Below are 15,561 nucleotides of genomic sequence, written 5' to 3' on the forward strand. Positions count from 1 at the left end.
GCAACGGCGCGCGAGGTTGGGGCCCGCGCGCCGTGGGGTCTTGCGGATGCGGGCTCAGCGGCCCCAGACGTAGATCGAGGCGAACAGGAACAGCCAGACCACGTCAACGAAGTGCCAGTACCAGGCGGCGGCCTCGAACCCGATGTGGTTTTCCGAGTCCATCTCGCCGCGGGCAAAGCGGATCGCGCAGACGGCGAGGAAGATCGTCCCGATGATGACGTGGAAGCCGTGGAAGCCGGTCGCCATGAAGAACACGCCGCCATAGACGTTGTCGGCGAGGCCGAACTGCGCGTGGCTGTACTCATAGGCCTGCAGCAGGGTGAAGCAGATCCCCAGGATCACCGCGACGACGGTGCCGCGCAGCGCGGTCTTGCGGTCGTTCTCGTGCACGAGGGCATGGTGCGCCCAGGTCACGGCGACGCCCGAGAGCAGCAGGATCAGGGTGTTGATCAGCGGCAGGTGCCACGGGTCGAAGGTCACGACGCCCTCGGGCGGCCAGACGCCGTCCTTGATCGGGCTCATCTCGCCCATCGGGTAGAGCGCGTTCTTGAAGAACGCCCAGAACCAGGCGGCGAAGAACATCACCTCGGAGATGATGAACAGGATCACGCCGTAGCGCAGGCCGATCTGGACCACCGGGGTGTGGTCGCCGGTGTTGCCCTCGTGCGCCACGTCCGCCCACCAGCCGTACATGGTGTAGAGCACCATGAGCAGGCCGATGGCGAACTGCGTCCAGGCGGGCAGGCCCAGGTGGGTCATGCCCTTCATCCAGAACACCGCCCCCGACAGCATGACGAAGGCACCGATGGCGCCGAAGAACGGCCAGACCGAGGGCGGCAGGATGTGGTAGTCGTGGTTCTTGGCGTGGGCCATGTCGTCGGCTCTCCCCGGGGTGTCGTTCAGATCAGGCGTGGTTCAGGCGAAGGCGGGTCAGTTCTGGGCAGGTCAGTTCTGGGCGGTTCAGTTCTGGGCGGTGGCCGGAGGCGCGGCGACGTCGGCCCTGGCCGATTTCTGCGCGTCCGAGCGGAAGAAAGTGTAGCTGAGCGTGATGTCGCGGATGCGGCCCGCGTCGCGGTCGTCGACCATGTCGGGGCTGACGAAGAAGGTCAGCGGCATCTCGATCCGCTCGCCGGGCGCCAGCGTCTGCTCGGTGAAGCAGAAGCAGGCGATCTTTTCGAAGAAATAGCCGGCGGCGTCGGGGCTGACGTTGTAGCTCGCCGTGCCGGTGACGGTCTCGTCCGAGGTGTTCACGGCCTCGTAGAAGGCCATCGAGGTTTCGCCGATGCGGACCTTCATCTCGGTCTGCATGGGCCGGAAGGTCCAGCCGAGGTTCGGCATCACGTTGGCATCGAAGCGGACGGTCACCATGTCGTCGAGCACCCGGTCGGCGCCCTTGGTGGCGACCTGGGTGGTGCCGGCGAAGCCCGTCACCTGGCAGAACCAGGAGTAGAACGGCACCGCCGCCCAGGACAGCGCGCCCATCACCACGACGACCGCCACCAGCCGGCGGACCAGCCGGGCGTTGTCGGGCTTGCGGGGGGATTCGGGCGCGGTCACGGCTTCACCTCGGGCGTTGCGGCGGGGGCGGCGGGCACGCGGGCGTTCGACAGCGCGGCGGCCGGGGTGCCCGGCGCGGCCACGGGATTGGCGGCCGGGCCGCCGCCGGTGAACCCCGGCTCGGCCGGCAGTGCGGTGGCACGCGGGCGGTGGTCGAAGGCCTGCATCAGGTCGCCCTGCTTGATCTTGGCGATCGACAGCCCGAACACCAGCGCCACGAACGCCACCAGCACGAGGGCGAGCCCGACGTTCCGGCCGCTGCGGCGGCGGTGCAGCTCGTGTTCGGGATGCAGCGCCATCACCATGTCCCCACGATCGCCTGCACGGCGAGCGCCGCGAAATGCGCGAACAGGTAGATGAGCGACAGGCGGAAGAACGACTTCTCGGCGCGATAGTGGTCCGCGGTCGCCTGCGCTTCGCTGCGGCGCAGGATGACCCAGCCGCCCCGGATGAAGAGCGCGTTCAGCACCAGCGCGGTGGCGAGGTAGATCGGCCCGCCGATCGAGGTCAGCCCCAGCGCCAACGCAAACCCGGCCAGCACCAGCGTATAGCCGAAGATGTGGCGCCGGGTCGCCTGCCGGCCGTGGGTCACGGTCAGCATCGGCACGCCCGCGGCGTGATAATCTTCCTTCATGAACAGCGCGAGCGCCCAGAAATGCGGCGGGGTCCAGAAGAACACCAGCGCGAACATCAGCAGCGATTCGATCCCGATGCCGCCGGTCGCACAGGCCCAGCCGATCATCGGCGGGAACGCCCCCGCGGCACCGCCGATGACGATGTTCTGCGGCGTGGAGCGCTTGAGCCACATCGTGTAGAGGACGGCATAGAAGAAGATGGTGAAGGCGAGGAACGCCGCCGCGAACCAGTTCGCGGCCAGCCCGAGCATCACCACGGCGAGGCCCGACAGGAACAGCCCGACGCCCAGCGCCTCGTCGCGCCCGACCCGCCCGGCCGGGATCGGCCGCTTGCGGGTGCGGTGCATCACCGCGTCGATGTCGGCGTCATACCACATGTTGAGCGCACCCGACGCCCCGCCGCCCAGCGCGATGAACAGCACCGCGCAGAAACCGATGAACGGATCGACGTGGACGGGGGCCACGAACAGCCCCACGAAGGCGGTGAACACCACCAGCGACATGACCCGCGGCTTGAGCAGGGCGACATAGTCGCCGAACTCGGCCTCGGGCGCGCCGGAGGCGGCCGTGGCGGGCGCCGCGGCGCCCTCGTATGCCCGAACGTCGGTCACCGGCTCAGTCGGCCTGCGCCACGCGGACCGGCTGCGGGGGCAGCACGGCGCCGGCGTCGGCGGCCATGGTGGTCTTGGCCTCGGCCATCCAGGCGTCATACTTCTCCTGGCTGACGGCCTTCACCACGATCGGCATGTAGGCGTGGTTGATGCCGCAGAGCTCCGAGCACTGGCCGAAGTAGATGCCTTCCTTGTCGGCCGAGAACCACAGCTGGGCGATCCGGCCCGGCACGGCGTCCTGCTTGACCGCGAAGGCGGGGACCGTCCACGAGTGGATCACGTCGGTCGCCGTCACCTGCATCAGCACCGTCTTGCCGACCGGCACCACCACCGCGTTGTCGGTGGCGAGCAGGTATTCGTCCTCGGCGTAGCCGTGGTCGGCGAGTTCCTCGCGCGCCAGCATCAGCGCGTCGAAGGCGATGGCGTCGTTGGGGTATTCATAGGACCAGTACCACTGGTGCCCGATCGCCTTGATGACGAGATCGGGGTTGGCCGGCATCTCTTGCGAGCGGAACAGCGCGGGCAGCGAGAAGATGCCGATGGTCAGCAGGATCAGCACGGGGACGAGCGTCCACAGCACCTCGACCGGGGTGTTGTGGGTGAAGCGCGCGGGCACCGGGTTGGCGCGGCGGTTGAACCGCACGATGCACCAGACGAGCAGGGCGCAGACGAAGATCGTGATCACGGTGATGATCATCAGCACGAAGTGGTCCAGCCACTGCTGGTCGTGCGCAAGCGGGCTCGACGCCGGCTGGAAGTTCATCCCGCCCGCCAGCGGCTTGCCGATCACCGGCAGGTCCCCCAGCACGTCCTGCGCCGCCGCCGTGCCGGCCATCGCGAGTTGCGCAGCGACTGCACCCGCGGCCGTCAGCGCCGCCGTGATCCGGCCCGTTGCCCAGTTTGCCATTCTTCGTTTCCCGTTCACTGTCCCTCGCCGCCCGCGCGGCCGCGTCCCCCGCCGCGTCTGCGGCCTCTGGTCGCAGCGCATCGGCAGTCCTGTCACAACCATATCTGCTTGCACCCGGCAAGCCTAGCTATCGACTCGGGACGAGAAAACCCTTACCTCCGTCGCCCGATGACCGCGCCCTTCGCCCCCTTCGAGGACCTGCTCGATCCCGACCGCGCACTTGCCATCCTGCGCGAGGCGGTGGCGGGGGCCGACGACGGCGAGTTGTTCCTCGAACGCGTCCGCGGCGAGGCGCTGGTCTACGACGACGGGCGGCTGCGCAACGCGGGCTACGACGCGAGCCAGGGGTTCGGCCTGCGCGCCGTGCGGGGCGAGGTCACGGGCTTCGCCCACTCCACCGAGATTTCGCTGGCCGCGCTGCAGGATGCCGCGGCGACCGCGCGCCTGGCCGTGGGCGCGGGCGGCCATGTGCTGAGCCCGGCGCCCGCCGGCCCCGGCCCCGCGCTCTACGCCGGGATCGACCCGGTCGAGGGAATCGCCTTCGCCGACCGCGTGGCGCTGCTGCGCGAGATCGACGCCTTCGCCCGCGACCTCGACCCGCGGGTGGTGCAGGTGTCGGCCTCGATGGCGTCCTCGCTGCAAGAGGTGGCGATCCTGCGCCCCGAGGGCGGGATCGTGACCGACATCCGGCCGATGGCGCGGCTGAACGTCTCGGTGATCCTCGAATCGAACACCCGGCGCGAGACCGGCACCGCCGGCGGCGGCGGGCGGCACGCGCTCGGGCTGCTGCTTGCGCCCGCGCATTGGCAGGGGCTGGTGCGCGAGGCGCTGCGGATTGCCGAGGTCAACCTGCGCTCGGTCCCCGCCCCGGCCGGGGTGATGGACGTGGTGCTGGGGCCGGGCTGGCCGGGCATCCTGCTGCACGAGGCGGTGGGCCACGGGCTTGAGGGGGATTTCAACCGCAAGGGCGCCTCGGCCTTTGCCGGGCTGATGGGCCAGCGGGTGGCGGCACCTGGCGTGACCGTGGTGGACGACGGCACCCTGCCCGACCGCCGCGGCTCGATCACCGTCGATGACGAGGGCACGCCGCCCCAGCGCAACGTGCTGATTGAGGACGGAATCCTCGTCGGCTACCTGCAGGACCGGCAGAACGCCCGGCTGATGGGGGTCGCGCCCACCGGCAACGGCCGGCGCGAAAGCCACGCCCACGCGCCGATGCCGCGGATGACCAACACCATGATGGAGCCGGGGACCGACGACCCGGCGGCGATCCTGTCGGGCCTCGCGGACGGCATCTACGCCGTGGGCTTCGGCGGCGGGCAGGTGGACATCACCAACGGCAAGTTCGTGTTCTCCTGCACCGAGGCCTACCGCGTCCGCGGCGGCGAGGTGCAGGAACCGATTCGCGGCGCCACGCTGATCGGCGACGGGGCCACCGCGCTCAAGCACGTCCGCGCGATCGGCAACGACCTGGCGCTCGACCCCGGGGTCGGCAACTGCGGCAAGCAGGGCCAGTGGGTGCCGGTCGGCGTGGGCCAGCCGACGCTGCTGATCGGCGGGCTGACCGTGGGCGGCTCGGCGGCCTGACGCGGCGCGCGGGCGGATTTTTCGCGCCGGGCCGTGTGCCGCTAACCATCCGTTAACCCTTCCGTGCGATGAGTCCTCGCAGGATGAGGCGAGGCTCGGGATGGTTGTGCGATCGGTTTCCTTCGCTCCCCCCCACACCCCACCCACCACGAGGGAAGACGATCTCTCCGTGCTTCGCCTCATCCGCTCGCGCCGGGTCGGACCGGCAACCTTTCACCGGCTGATCGCCGACCACGGCAGCGCGGCCGCCGCGCTTGCCGCGCTGCCCGACATCGCCGCCGCCGCGGGGATTGAGGGCTACGCCCCCTGCCCAGAGGGCGTCGCCGCTGCCGAGATCACCGCCGGCCGCCGCCTCGGGGCCGAGCTGATCACCCTCGCTGACCCCCGCTACCCCCCGCTTTTGCGCGAGATTCCCGACGCCCCTCCCGCGCTCTGGGTGCAGGGCGAGGTCAGCGCGCTCGCCCGCCCGCTGATCGCGGTGGTGGGGGCGCGCAACGCCTCGTCGCTGGGGCTGCGGATGGCGCGCGGGCTGGCGCTGGCGCTCTCCGAGGCCGGGATCGGCGTCACCGCCGGCCTGGCGCGCGGCGTCGACACCGCCGCGCACGAGGCGAGCTGCGCTGCCGGCACCATCGCCGTGCTGGCCGGCGGCATCGACCGCATCTACCCGGCCGAGAACCGCGCCCTGGCCGAGCGCATCCGCGCGGCGGGGTGCCTTGTCACCGAACAGCCCCCGGGGCTCGAGCCGGTGGCGCGGCATTTCCCGACCCGGAACCGGATCGTCTCGGGCCTCTGCACCGGCGTGGTGGTGGTCGAGGCCGCGCACCGTTCCGGCACCCTAATCACCGCGCGCTGCGCGGCCGAGCAGGGGCGCGAGGTGATGGCCGTCCCCGGCCACCCCCTCGACGCCCGCGCCGGCGGCTGCAACGCCCTGATCCGCGACGGCGCGACGCTGGTGCGCAGCGCGGCGGATGTGCTGGCGGCGGTGGGGATCGAGGCGGGGGCGGTGGGGGGCGGGGTTGGCGATGGTGCGGGGGTGGAGGTTGGGGCCGGCGAGGGTCGGGATGCGGAGGCACGGTCCCGTAAGGGCGGCGTTGGGGAAGGACTGTCCCGCGAGGGCGGCGCTGGGGCGGCACGGTCCCGCTCGTCCCGTCCGTCGTTCCGAGCCGTCGAGTCGGCCGAAGCGACGCCGCCATCGGCCGTGCTTCCACCCACCGCACGAGGTGCGAGAGTAAAGGACGACACGACGAAGCGCGACCGTCCCGCATCGGGGGGTACGTATGGGAAGCCGAGCGCTGTGGATAGAGACGCGACAGCACCCGGCGCGACGGCGGATGGGCCCCAGTCACATCGGCGTAGCGCCCCGCCGTCGTTCAACACCGCCTACCCCTCCGCTGCCCGCGGCGGTCCCCGCGAGATCGGCGAGGACTCAGAAACAACGCTGAAAGAGCGCCTCATCAACCTCCTCGGCCCATCGCCCACCGACGAAGACAGCCTCATCCGCCTGCTCTCCGTCCCGGCCGCCCGGCTGGCCCCCCTGCTGCTCGAACTCGAGCTGGACGGTCGGCTGGTGCGGATGCCCGGCAGCCGGGTGGCCCTGCTGGACTGAGTCGCGTTTAAGGGTCTCGCGGTATTGGGTTTGCTAAGCGGTGGCAGCGCAGCGCGATCTGTGCGCTGCACCGACGTCGGAACGGCGACCGGGTCGAGCCGGAAACAGGCAGCCGGTGCGGAAAGCCGGGTTGCGGGGCGGTGGGAGATAGCCGGTGGACGCGGGCGATAGTCGGGTGACGGTGTGGGGCTATGGAGGCGTTGGTAGTTGTGCCCCTGCCACGAGCAAAGGCAGGGCATCGATGATGTCGAAGCTGGCGGATAAAGCCGAAGCTGGCCGCCCGCACCATGGCGAAAGCGTTGGAAGCCATGCACTTGGCCAAAAACCTCGAGAGCGAGCGAACCGCACGCCAAGCGTCACCTTGGTCAGGATGGCGCGTGGGATGTCCCGCGCGCCCCCCGCACCAGCAGCGTGCCGAACAGCACGGCCGCCAGCAGCGACATGACCACGGTCTCGACCAGAAACCTGGCGGCATCCGGCAGTCCGCAGAGCCCGCGACGGCAAGCGCCGCGACCAGCCGTTGCTGAAGCTCCGCGTGGAGCGCGTCGAAGTGATCTCTGTCAGACCACACCACAGCCTAATGCCGAAATCTCGTCGGCCTCACCTATCCAGTTCCCCGCGGGTCCCTTTCAGCGCGCGAATCCGCTCTGGGCCCTCGTCTAAGCCGTGGCGCCGGGGGATCCAGCCCGCGATCGCCGCGGGCAGATTCGGCGTGCCGTCGGTCGGGGTATTTTGCCCCGCTCACTCACCGTCTCCGCCAGCCGCGGCGCGATGAAGTCGTGGACACCAACGAAACGCTCGGTTCTAGGTCAGCTGGGCGCCGTCACCCGACCCGAGCTGGACCAGGTAAGGCACGGCGCCCCGCCCCTACCTCGCAATACCCTCAACCAATCGACACCGACGGCGGCGCGGCGCTCGGCCACGTTCCGTCGGTCGTGTCACTGTCGCCCATCTCGTCCTGAGCGCTCCAACTCAAGCCGTCCGAGGCACCGACGCCGGGACGAAACGGGTCGGGCGCGTCGAGGTCCGGTATCGGCAACTCGGCCGCGAGTACGGTGAACCTGCTGTCCGCCCCGTCAGGACCGCCGCTTCTTCCGGCCCACCCCGCCTCCGCCGGTTGACCAAGCGTCGCGCTGTAAGCGTCCCCAGTCCCGCCACCCCCGCTATCGGCCGCGCCGCAGCCCACCGCGGACCACCCCACCCCGCCCTCGTTCTCCGCCCCAAAGGCAGCCGCCGGGCCGCCCGACGAGCCAGCACCCGCCCGGGTGGCCTCGCCTCGCTCGCCACCTCCGGCCCCGACCCCCGCGCCACCCCCACCCGCTCCCGGCCGCACGTCGCCGTGGCGCAGGCGCAGCGCGTGGTGGCCGCCGAGGGCGCCGAGGCGGCCGCGGAAGACCACCTGACCGGCGGCGGTCTCGAGCGTGGCCTGCTCGAGCACCCCCGGCGGCAGCGCGATGCGGTCGCCGGGGCCGAGCGCGCGTAACTCGCCGAGCGTGATCTGGCGGCGGCAGAGCACGCCGGTCAGCTCGATCGGAGCCTGCCGCACGGCCTCGGCCAGGGGGCCGCGGGCGGGGGCCGCCGGCGCGCTCGCCGCCGGCGCGTCCGTGGCGGGCGCGGGTGCAGAGGCGCGCGGCGGGGCGTGGGGCAGGATGAGCAGCAGCGTCCCGTCGCGCTCGCCAGCGTCGCCCGCGCGCAGCGTGACCGTGACGAGGCGGTAGGACGTTTCCTCCAGCATCAGCGCGAGGGGGCGGGGGTCGTCGAGGAAACTCGCGTAGCGGAACCCCGCGACGCCCTCGAACCCCGGCTGGCCGGCCAGTTCGGCCTCGAGCTCGGCAAGGCAGGCGCTGACGAAATCGGCGCAGATCGCCCCGTCGGTGCGGGTCGGGCGGCGGGCGACGGCGGGGCGGGCCGAGACGCGCCCCAGCGCCTGCATCTCGATCAGCGAGGTCAGGAGCCCGCTGTCCATGGCCACCGCGCCGAGCCGGTCGCCCGGCCCCTCGACCACCGAGATCAGCGGCTGCTCGGGCAGCAGCTCAGGGATCTCGGCCAGTTCGGCGTGGCCGGTCGTCACCTTGTCGAAGAACACCGCCAGCCCGTGGATGCGGTCGGCGGCGCGGGCGATGGCGGCGGCCACGGCGCGGTCCGGCGGGCGCGGCCCCGCGACGATCCGGGGCGGGTCGGCCTCGGGCGCGCTCGCCCCCTTGCCCCGCACGGCCCGGCGCGCGGCGAGGGCGCGCCGCAGCACCGATCCGCCGGGGGGCTGTCCCGCCGTCAAACTCTGCCCTGCCGCTGCCATGCCCTGCCCGAATCGCTGAGGTTCCGCGGTCAGACTGACAGGGAAACCTTGCCAAGCGGTTACCGCGGCCCGGACCCGAGGGCAGAGGCTAGATCGCCAGCCCGTGCCGCCCGGCGAGGTCGGTGAAGAACTGCCACGCCACCCGGCCCGAGCGGGCGCCGCGCGTCGCCTGCCACTCGATCGCCTCGGCGCGCAGCACCTCGGGGTCCACGGCCAGCCCGTAGGCGGCGCAATAGCCGTCGATCATCGCCAAGAACTCGTCCTGCCCGCAGGGGTGGAACCCGAGCCACAGCCCAAAACGATCCGAGAGCGACACCTTCTCCTCGACGGCCTCGCCGGGATGGATGGCGCTCGCGCGCTCGTTGTCGATCATCTCGCGCGGCATCAGGTGGCGGCGGTTCGAGGTCGCATACAGCACCACGTTCGGCGGCCGCCCGGCGAGGCCCCCGTCCAGCACCGCCTTGAGCGACTTGTACTGCGCGTCGTCGTGCGAGAACGACAGATCGTCGGCAAAGAGCAGGAAGCGGCGGTCGGACGCCCCCAGCATCCCGAGCAGCCGGCTGACCGAATCGAGGTCGTCGCGGGCGATCTCGACCAGCACCAAGGGCAAGCCCTGCGCCACGGCTTCGGCGTGCACCGCCTTGACGAGGCTAGATTTTCCCATCCCCCGCGCGCCCCACAGCAGGGCGTTGTTCGCGGCGTGGCCGCGGGCAAACTGCAGGGTGTTGGCGAGCAGCGTGTCCCGCGCCCGGTCGATCGCCACGAGCTGGTCGAGCGGCACCCGGTTCACCCGCGCGACCGGCTCGAGCCGGTCGGGGGCGGTGTGCCAGACATAGGCGTCGGCCTCGGCGAAGCTCGGCGGCGGGGCGGGCGGCGGGGCGAGGCGGTCGAGCGCGTCGGCGATCCGCTCGAGTGCCGCGGGATCAGTCTTCATCCTCAACCCACAACCCTTCGGCGCGCAGCTCGGCCTCGCGCTTCTTCTCGATCCGCTTCACGAGCTGGATGGCGACCTCGTAAAGCCCGTAGATCACCGTGAAGAGCACGATCTGGCTGACCACGTCGGGCGGCGTCACCATCGCGGCAAGGACGAGGATCGTCACCACCGCATAGCGCCGCATCGCGCCCAGACCGGCCGCGGAGACCAGCCCCGCCTTGCCCATCAGCGTCAGTGCCACGGGCAACTGGAACGACAGACCGAAGGCGAGGATGAACTTGGTGGTCAGCGACAGGTATTCGCTGATCGAGCCCTGGAACACGATCCCGGCCATCTTGGGGTCGGCCGGCACCGGCACCTTGGGGTCGTCGGGCAGGCGCAGCGGCCCGCTCTGGAACCCGAGGAAGAAGTCGAAGGCCCAGGGCAGGATGATGAAATAGGCAAACGACGCGCCCAGCACGAACATGATCGGCGAGGCGATAAGGAACGGCAGGAACGCCTGCTTTTCGGACCGATAGAGCCCCGGCGCGATGAACCGCCACAGCTGGTAGGCGATCACCGGGAAGGCGAGGATGAAGCCGCCGAACATGGCGATCTGCATGGCGAGGAAGAAGCCTTCCTGCACCTTGAGCATGATCAGCCCGCACTCCTGCCCGCGCTTGGCCAGCGCGCCGCAGATCGGCTGGGTGAGGAAATTGAAGACCGGCTGCCAGATGAAATAGCACAAAATCGCGGCCACGACGAACGCGAGGACCGACCAGATCAGGCGGGTGCGCAGTTCGGCCAGGTGCTCGATCAGCGGGGCCGAGCTGTCGTCGATCTCGTCGGGGCGTTGGGCCAAAGGTCAGCTCCGGTCGCTGCGGCGCACGGCGTGAAGCCGGCGCGCGCCGGGCTGGTGTGCGGGTCCGGGGGCACCCGAGGCGGCCGAGGCGGTCGCCACGGCAGACGGCGCCGGACGGGCATCGGGAGCGGGATCGGGCAGGCCGAGGCCCAGGCCCGAGACGGTGCTGCCGGGCGCGGCGCTGGCCGGGCGGACGGAGCCGGCTGCGGGGGTCGCGGACGTCGCCGGGCTGACCGAGGCCGCGGCAGATGCAGAGGCAGCCGAGGTCGAAGTCGTCGCAGCCGGAGCGGCAGGCGGAGGCGCGGCCGGGTCAGGGACCGCCGAGGTGGCGTCGCGCACCGGCTCGAGCGGGTCCCATTTCTCGAACTTGTCGGCGGCGCGGGTCAGCGCGTCCAGTCCCAGACCGCGCGGCGAGGCCATCTTCTTGAGGTCGGAAATCTCGCGTGTCGCCTCGTGGATGCCCGAGGCCTTGGCCGCGTCCTCAATCGCCGACGAGAACTCGCGCGCCATGCCACGGGCGCGGGCCGTGATGCGCCCGAGCGAGTGGAACATCACCGGCAGGTCCTTGGGACCGATCACGATCAGCGCCACGACGCCGATCAGCAGCAGTTCGGTCCAGCCAACGTCCAACATGATGCGAACCCAGCCCCGGTCGGCGCGGCCGACCCGCTTTTGCGTGCAGTTACAGGCGGTCGGCGTCGCGCGGCGTCACGTCGCGCAGCTCGGCTGCGCGGCGGGCGCGGGCGGCATCGGCCTCGGCCTGGATGCGGTCGGCTTCGGCGCGGGCCTTGGCGGCAGCGGCCTCGAGATCGTCGGCGCTGCGGTCGGCGCGGATCGCGGCGCGGTCGGTGGCGGTGTCCACGGTGCGCTCGACCTCGTCGGCGCCGTCACGGACCCCGCGTTTGAAGGCGGTGATGCCCTTGCCGACCTCGCCCATCAGCGAGGAAACCTTGCCCCGGCCGAACAGGACCAGGACGACGATGGCGATCAGCAGAAGCGCCATGGGGGAAGGTGCGTGCATCGTCTCTCTCCGGTTTAGTCGGGCGTGGGCCCGCTGCGGCGCGCGCGGCCGCTCTTGCGGATATAAGCGGACGGGACGGCGTCCGAAAGGTCTGAATCGCCCCGCAGGCCTCAACGCTGGGTGAGCGGAGGGGGTCGGGCGCCACCGGTCGGGCCCCAGCAAGCGGCGCGGAACGCTGGCAAAACCGGGGCGCACACCCCAGATTGGCAGCACCGCGCCCCGCGCCCCGTCCCGCCCCTTTCCGCCCCGTGTCCTGCCGCGAGTTGCCCGATGAGCCCCGACCTCGCCCGCTTCGCCCATCTCGCGCTGCTGCTCGTCGCGGTCGGCGGTTTCCTGTTCGTCGAGTTCCGCCGCGATGCGGGCAGCACCTCGCGCGGGATCCTCGCCTGGGGGCTGATCTTCGTCGGACTGATCGCCGCCGCAGGGCTCTGGGACGACATCCGCCGCGACGTGATGCCGCGGCAGGAGGTGCTGGATGGCGGGAGGATCGAGGTGCCGCTCGGCAGCGACGGCCATTTCCACCTGACCGCCGAGATCAACGGCGCCCCGGTGCGCTTCGTCGTGGACACCGGCGCCTCGTCGCTGGCGCTGAGCCTGCGCGACGCGGGGCGCGCCGGGATCGACGCCGACCGCCTGGCCTTCGCCGGGCAGGCGCAGACGGCGAACGGCATCGTGCCCACGGCGACGGTGCGGTTGGAGAGCGTGCGGATCGGCGAGATCGAGGATCACGGCGTGACCGCCATGGTGATCGGCGGCGAGATCGACCGCTCGCTGATGGGCATGGACTATCTGCGCCGCTTCGCCCGGGTCGGGTTCGAGGGCGACAGGCTGGTGCTCGAGCGCTGAGCGGGCGTCGGCGCCCGCGGGGCGGACCGGCGGGGTTGGACCGCGAGCTGGCCGTGGGACCGGCTCACGGCGGGGTCGGCGGGGATCTGGATGAGCATCCGGCGTTCGCAGGCGTCGAGGCGCGCGAGGATCACCGGCTCCGCCTCACCCCGCGCCTTGGCCTTGCGCCAGATGCGCAGGCACGAGCCGGGCGACCACGGCAGCACCGCCTGCGCCAGCCAGCGCCGCAGCGCCTCGGGCAGCGCATCATAGTGGCGCATCGCATCGGCGGCGCGGTGGCGGCCGCGGAACGGGGTCTGGCCGAGGTTGGATCGGGGCAGCGGCATGGAATCTGTCGTTTAGTGATAGTATAACATATCACACAGCGATCAGACCGGGTCCAGCCTCCCCTGCAAGTCGCCGATCGCTTCGACGCTGGGCCATCCCTCGCCCGGCCCGCCTGCACAAACGTCGCCCCGCCTCAGCGCTTGCGCGCCCAGCGGCCGTCCTCCTCGGACCAGTATTCCGCCGCGACCCCGGCCCCGGTCAGCGCCCGCCACTGGCTGCGCGCCTGCTCGAGCGCGGCCGGATCATTGCCGTCGAAGACGATGCACACCCGCTCGGCCGGGCCGCATTCCGCCGCCTCGAGCGCCGCCCCGTCGAGCGCGATCAGGCAGGCCGCCCCCGCGGACGCCCCGCCCGCCACCGTCAGCAGCACCGGCTGCAGCGCGTCATGGGGCCCACCGGCGAGCCCGTGCGGCAGGAACCCCTCGCCCTGCCACAGCGCCTCGTCCAGCCGCGCCATGCGGCCCGCGTCGGTGCCGCGCAGCTCGACCCGCCAGCCCGCCGCCCGCGACTTGCCGATCAGCACCGGCAGAAGCTGCTCGGCGGCCGAGCGGGTCAGGTGATAGAAGAGCGCGCTGCCCACCCGGTCACTTCGCCTCGAAGCGGTCCCGCACCAGCCGGTCGAGCGTCATCACCCCCCACCCCGTCGCGCCCTTGGGCGCTAGCGCAGTCTCACCCGGCGGCAGCGCCACCCCGGCGATGTCGAGATGCGCCCACGGCATCCCCTTGCGGATGAACCGCTGCAGGAACTGCGCCGCGGTGATCGACCCCGCCGGGCGGCCGCCGGTGTTCTTGATGTCGGCCAGCCGCGACTTGATCAGCTCGTCATAGGCCGGCGACAGCGGCAGCCGCCACAGCCCCTCGCCCTCGGCCCCGGCGGCGGACAGCAGGTCCGCGGCCAGCCCGTCGTCGTTGGAGAAGAGCCCGGCGTTCTCGTGCCCCAGCGCGATGATGACCGCGCCGGTCAGGGTGGCGAGGTTCACGACCGCCGCGGGGGCGAACCGCTCCTGCGCGTACCAGAGGACGTCGGCGAGCACGAGCCGGCCCTCGGCGTCGGTGTTGATGACCTCGATCGTGTCGCCCTTCATCGAGCGCACGATGTCGCCCGGCCGCTGGGCGCGGCCATCGGGCATGTTCTCGACCAGCCCGACGAGGCCCACGACATTGGCCTTGGCCCGGCGCAGCGCGAGGGTGCGCATCACCCCCGCGACGACGCCCGCGCCGCCCATGTCCATCGTCATCTCCTCCATCCCCTGAGCGGGTTTGATCGAGATGCCGCCGGTGTCGAAGACGACGCCCTTGCCGACCAGCGCCAGCGGCGCGGCCTCGCCGCCGCCCTGCCAGCGCATCACCACGACCTTCGAGGGGCTTTCGGACCCCTGCCCCACCCCGAGCAGCGCCCGCATCCCGAGTTCGGCGAGCTGGTCCTCGTCGAGCACCTCGACCTCGAGCCCGAGTTCGCGCATGGCGAGCAGGCGGTCGGCGAAGTCGCTGGTGGTCAGGACGTTGGCCGGTTCGTTGACGAGGTCGCGGGTGAAGAACACCCCTTCCGCCAGCGCCGCGCCATCGGCGGCGGCGCGGGCCGCGGCCTCGGGGTCATCGCAGAGCAGGGTGACGCGGGCCTTGTCCGGCTCGGGCGCCGGGGCCGCATCGGCGGGGGCCGCAGGCGCGGGCGCATCGGCGCCGCCGTCGGCCAGGCGCGCGTCGTCCGCGGCGCCGTGGGTCACCGACTGCGGGATCTCGGCCGGGGCATCGGCCGCCGGCGCGCCCTTGCGCCCGGCCTTTGCGCCGGGTTTCGGCGCGTCGGTCGCCGAGTCGTCCTCACGCGCGGGACGCGACTTGTAGACCGAGAAATCATAGCCCCTGAGCGCGATCCCGAGCGCGAGGTCGGCGATCCGGTCCTGCCCGGAGGCGAGGCCCGTGGCGAGCACCGTGACCTCACCCTTGCCCATCCGCGCGCCGATCGCGGCGCCCGCCTTGCGCGCCGTCGCCGCATCGGCCTTGCGCGGCATGTGCACGAGCTGCACCGCCTCGGCCTCCATCCCGGCCGGGAAGGCGAGGTCCATCGCCGCGCCCGGCTTGACCTCGGCCCAGGCCTTCGACCCGAGCGCCCGGGCGATCCCGCGCCGCAGCGCCGGGGCGAGGCCCTTGGGCGGCTGGCCGCGCTCGTCCACGAGCAGGACGACCCGTCCGCCGCGGGTGGAGAGATCGGCCCCGGCGGCCGGCATGAAGCGGATTTCGACGGGATGGGTCATCACGGACAGGCCTTCGATTGGGGAGCGGGGGCGAGCCTAGCCCCGCGCCGGGCGGTTTGCCAGAGCCGCCGGGTGCCCTCCCCCCGGCCGCCATCCGCCCATCCCGCACCAACGGCTTTCCCGGCCCGGCGCGCGGCTGTA

Annotated in this window: 14 protein-coding genes and 3 pseudogenes; 4 read left to right on the plus strand and 13 right to left on the minus strand. The window is 71.8% G+C overall.

Annotated elements, in window-relative coordinates:
- Positions 1–54 precede the first annotated feature (54 nt).
- The 5 genes from BLW17_RS02830 to coxB all read right to left on the minus strand — a co-directional run bounded on the left by BLW17_RS02830 (position 55) and on the right by coxB (position 3,710).
- Entirely contained in the window at positions 55–873 is an 819-nt protein-coding gene (locus tag BLW17_RS02830) for a cytochrome c oxidase subunit 3 (protein ID WP_036712090.1), read from the minus strand.
- An 87-nt stretch (positions 874–960) separates the two neighbouring features.
- Positions 961–1,557: a cytochrome c oxidase assembly protein gene (locus tag BLW17_RS02835; RefSeq protein WP_052176550.1), complete on the minus strand. Its 597-nt coding sequence runs from the start codon at positions 1,555–1,557 to the stop codon at positions 961–963.
- The gene (locus tag BLW17_RS02840; RefSeq protein ID WP_052176552.1) at positions 1,554–1,856 is read right to left on the minus strand and encodes a hypothetical protein; all 303 of its coding nucleotides are present in this window, start codon (positions 1,854–1,856) and stop codon (positions 1,554–1,556) included. Before BLW17_RS02840 ends, BLW17_RS02835 begins: the two co-directional genes overlap by 4 nt.
- Positions 1,856–2,803, minus strand: coding sequence for a heme o synthase (cyoE, locus tag BLW17_RS02845; RefSeq protein WP_036735487.1), 948 nt, complete (start codon positions 2,801–2,803; stop codon positions 1,856–1,858). Before cyoE ends, BLW17_RS02840 begins: the two co-directional genes overlap by 1 nt.
- Before the next feature lie 4 nt (positions 2,804–2,807).
- Positions 2,808–3,710: a cytochrome c oxidase subunit II gene (gene coxB, locus BLW17_RS02850; RefSeq protein ID WP_036735489.1), complete on the minus strand. Its 903-nt coding sequence runs from the start codon at positions 3,708–3,710 to the stop codon at positions 2,808–2,810.
- 168 nt (positions 3,711–3,878) lie between these two features.
- Here coxB and tldD point away from each other — a divergent pair, with 168 nt between their 5' ends.
- The 3 genes and pseudogenes from tldD to BLW17_RS18910 form a co-directional block, all read left to right on the plus strand.
- Entirely contained in the window at positions 3,879–5,297 is a 1,419-nt protein-coding gene (gene tldD / locus BLW17_RS02855) for a metalloprotease TldD (RefSeq protein WP_036735491.1), read from the plus strand.
- A 100-nt stretch (positions 5,298–5,397) separates the two neighbouring features.
- Positions 5,398–6,285: pseudogene (gene dprA, locus BLW17_RS17600) on the plus strand (DNA-processing protein DprA); the annotation flags it as partial.
- A gap of 447 nt (positions 6,286–6,732) precedes the next feature.
- Positions 6,733–6,903 (plus strand): annotated as a pseudogene (locus BLW17_RS18910) (DprA-like winged helix domain-containing protein); the annotation flags it as partial.
- 883 nt (positions 6,904–7,786) lie between these two features.
- Here BLW17_RS18910 and BLW17_RS02865 read toward each other — a convergent pair.
- From BLW17_RS02865 to BLW17_RS18440, 5 genes and pseudogenes are all read right to left on the minus strand, one after another.
- Positions 7,787–9,148: a FliM/FliN family flagellar motor switch protein gene (locus BLW17_RS02865; protein ID WP_074826044.1), complete on the minus strand. Its 1,362-nt coding sequence runs from the start codon at positions 9,146–9,148 to the stop codon at positions 7,787–7,789.
- Between the two features lie 139 nt (positions 9,149–9,287).
- Positions 9,288–10,133 (minus strand): ATP-binding protein, encoded by an 846-nt coding sequence (locus BLW17_RS02870; RefSeq protein ID WP_036734847.1) that lies wholly within the window; start codon positions 10,131–10,133, stop codon positions 9,288–9,290.
- Positions 10,123–10,974, minus strand: coding sequence for a twin-arginine translocase subunit TatC (gene tatC / locus BLW17_RS02875; protein WP_036734849.1), 852 nt, complete (start codon positions 10,972–10,974; stop codon positions 10,123–10,125). The genes BLW17_RS02870 and tatC overlap by 11 nt, the downstream gene beginning before the upstream one ends.
- A 3-nt stretch (positions 10,975–10,977) precedes the next feature.
- Complete coding sequence (tatB, locus tag BLW17_RS02880) at positions 10,978–11,607, minus strand: Sec-independent protein translocase protein TatB (protein ID WP_074826046.1); 630 nt, start codon at positions 11,605–11,607, stop codon at positions 10,978–10,980.
- A gap of 226 nt (positions 11,608–11,833) precedes the next feature.
- Positions 11,834–11,995 (minus strand): annotated as a pseudogene (locus tag BLW17_RS18440) (twin-arginine translocase TatA/TatE family subunit); the annotation flags it as partial.
- Between the two features lie 270 nt (positions 11,996–12,265).
- Here BLW17_RS18440 and BLW17_RS02890 point away from each other — a divergent pair.
- Positions 12,266–12,841: a retropepsin-like aspartic protease family protein gene (locus BLW17_RS02890; protein ID WP_036734851.1), complete on the plus strand. Its 576-nt coding sequence runs from the start codon at positions 12,266–12,268 to the stop codon at positions 12,839–12,841.
- On the opposite strand, the gene BLW17_RS18245 is transcribed toward BLW17_RS02890, so the two are convergent.
- The 3 genes from BLW17_RS18245 to BLW17_RS02905 form a co-directional block, all read right to left on the minus strand.
- Positions 12,781–13,167 carry a DUF6525 family protein gene (locus tag BLW17_RS18245; RefSeq protein ID WP_074826050.1) on the minus strand — a complete coding sequence of 129 codons (387 nt, stop codon included), beginning with the start codon at positions 13,165–13,167 and terminating at the stop codon, positions 12,781–12,783. The two genes, BLW17_RS02890 and BLW17_RS18245, sit on opposite strands and share 61 nt — an antisense overlap.
- Positions 13,168–13,301: 134 nt before the next feature.
- The gene (locus BLW17_RS02900) at positions 13,302–13,748 is read right to left on the minus strand and encodes a DNA polymerase III subunit chi (protein WP_036710201.1); all 447 of its coding nucleotides are present in this window, start codon (positions 13,746–13,748) and stop codon (positions 13,302–13,304) included.
- A 4-nt stretch (positions 13,749–13,752) separates the two neighbouring features.
- Entirely contained in the window at positions 13,753–15,420 is a 1,668-nt protein-coding gene (locus BLW17_RS02905; protein ID WP_036734860.1) for a leucyl aminopeptidase, read from the minus strand.
- Between the last annotated feature and the right edge of the window lie 141 nt (positions 15,421–15,561).

It is taken from the genome of Paracoccus sanguinis (genome assembly GCF_900106665.1).
Classification (GTDB): domain Bacteria; phylum Pseudomonadota; class Alphaproteobacteria; order Rhodobacterales; family Rhodobacteraceae; genus Paracoccus; species Paracoccus panacisoli.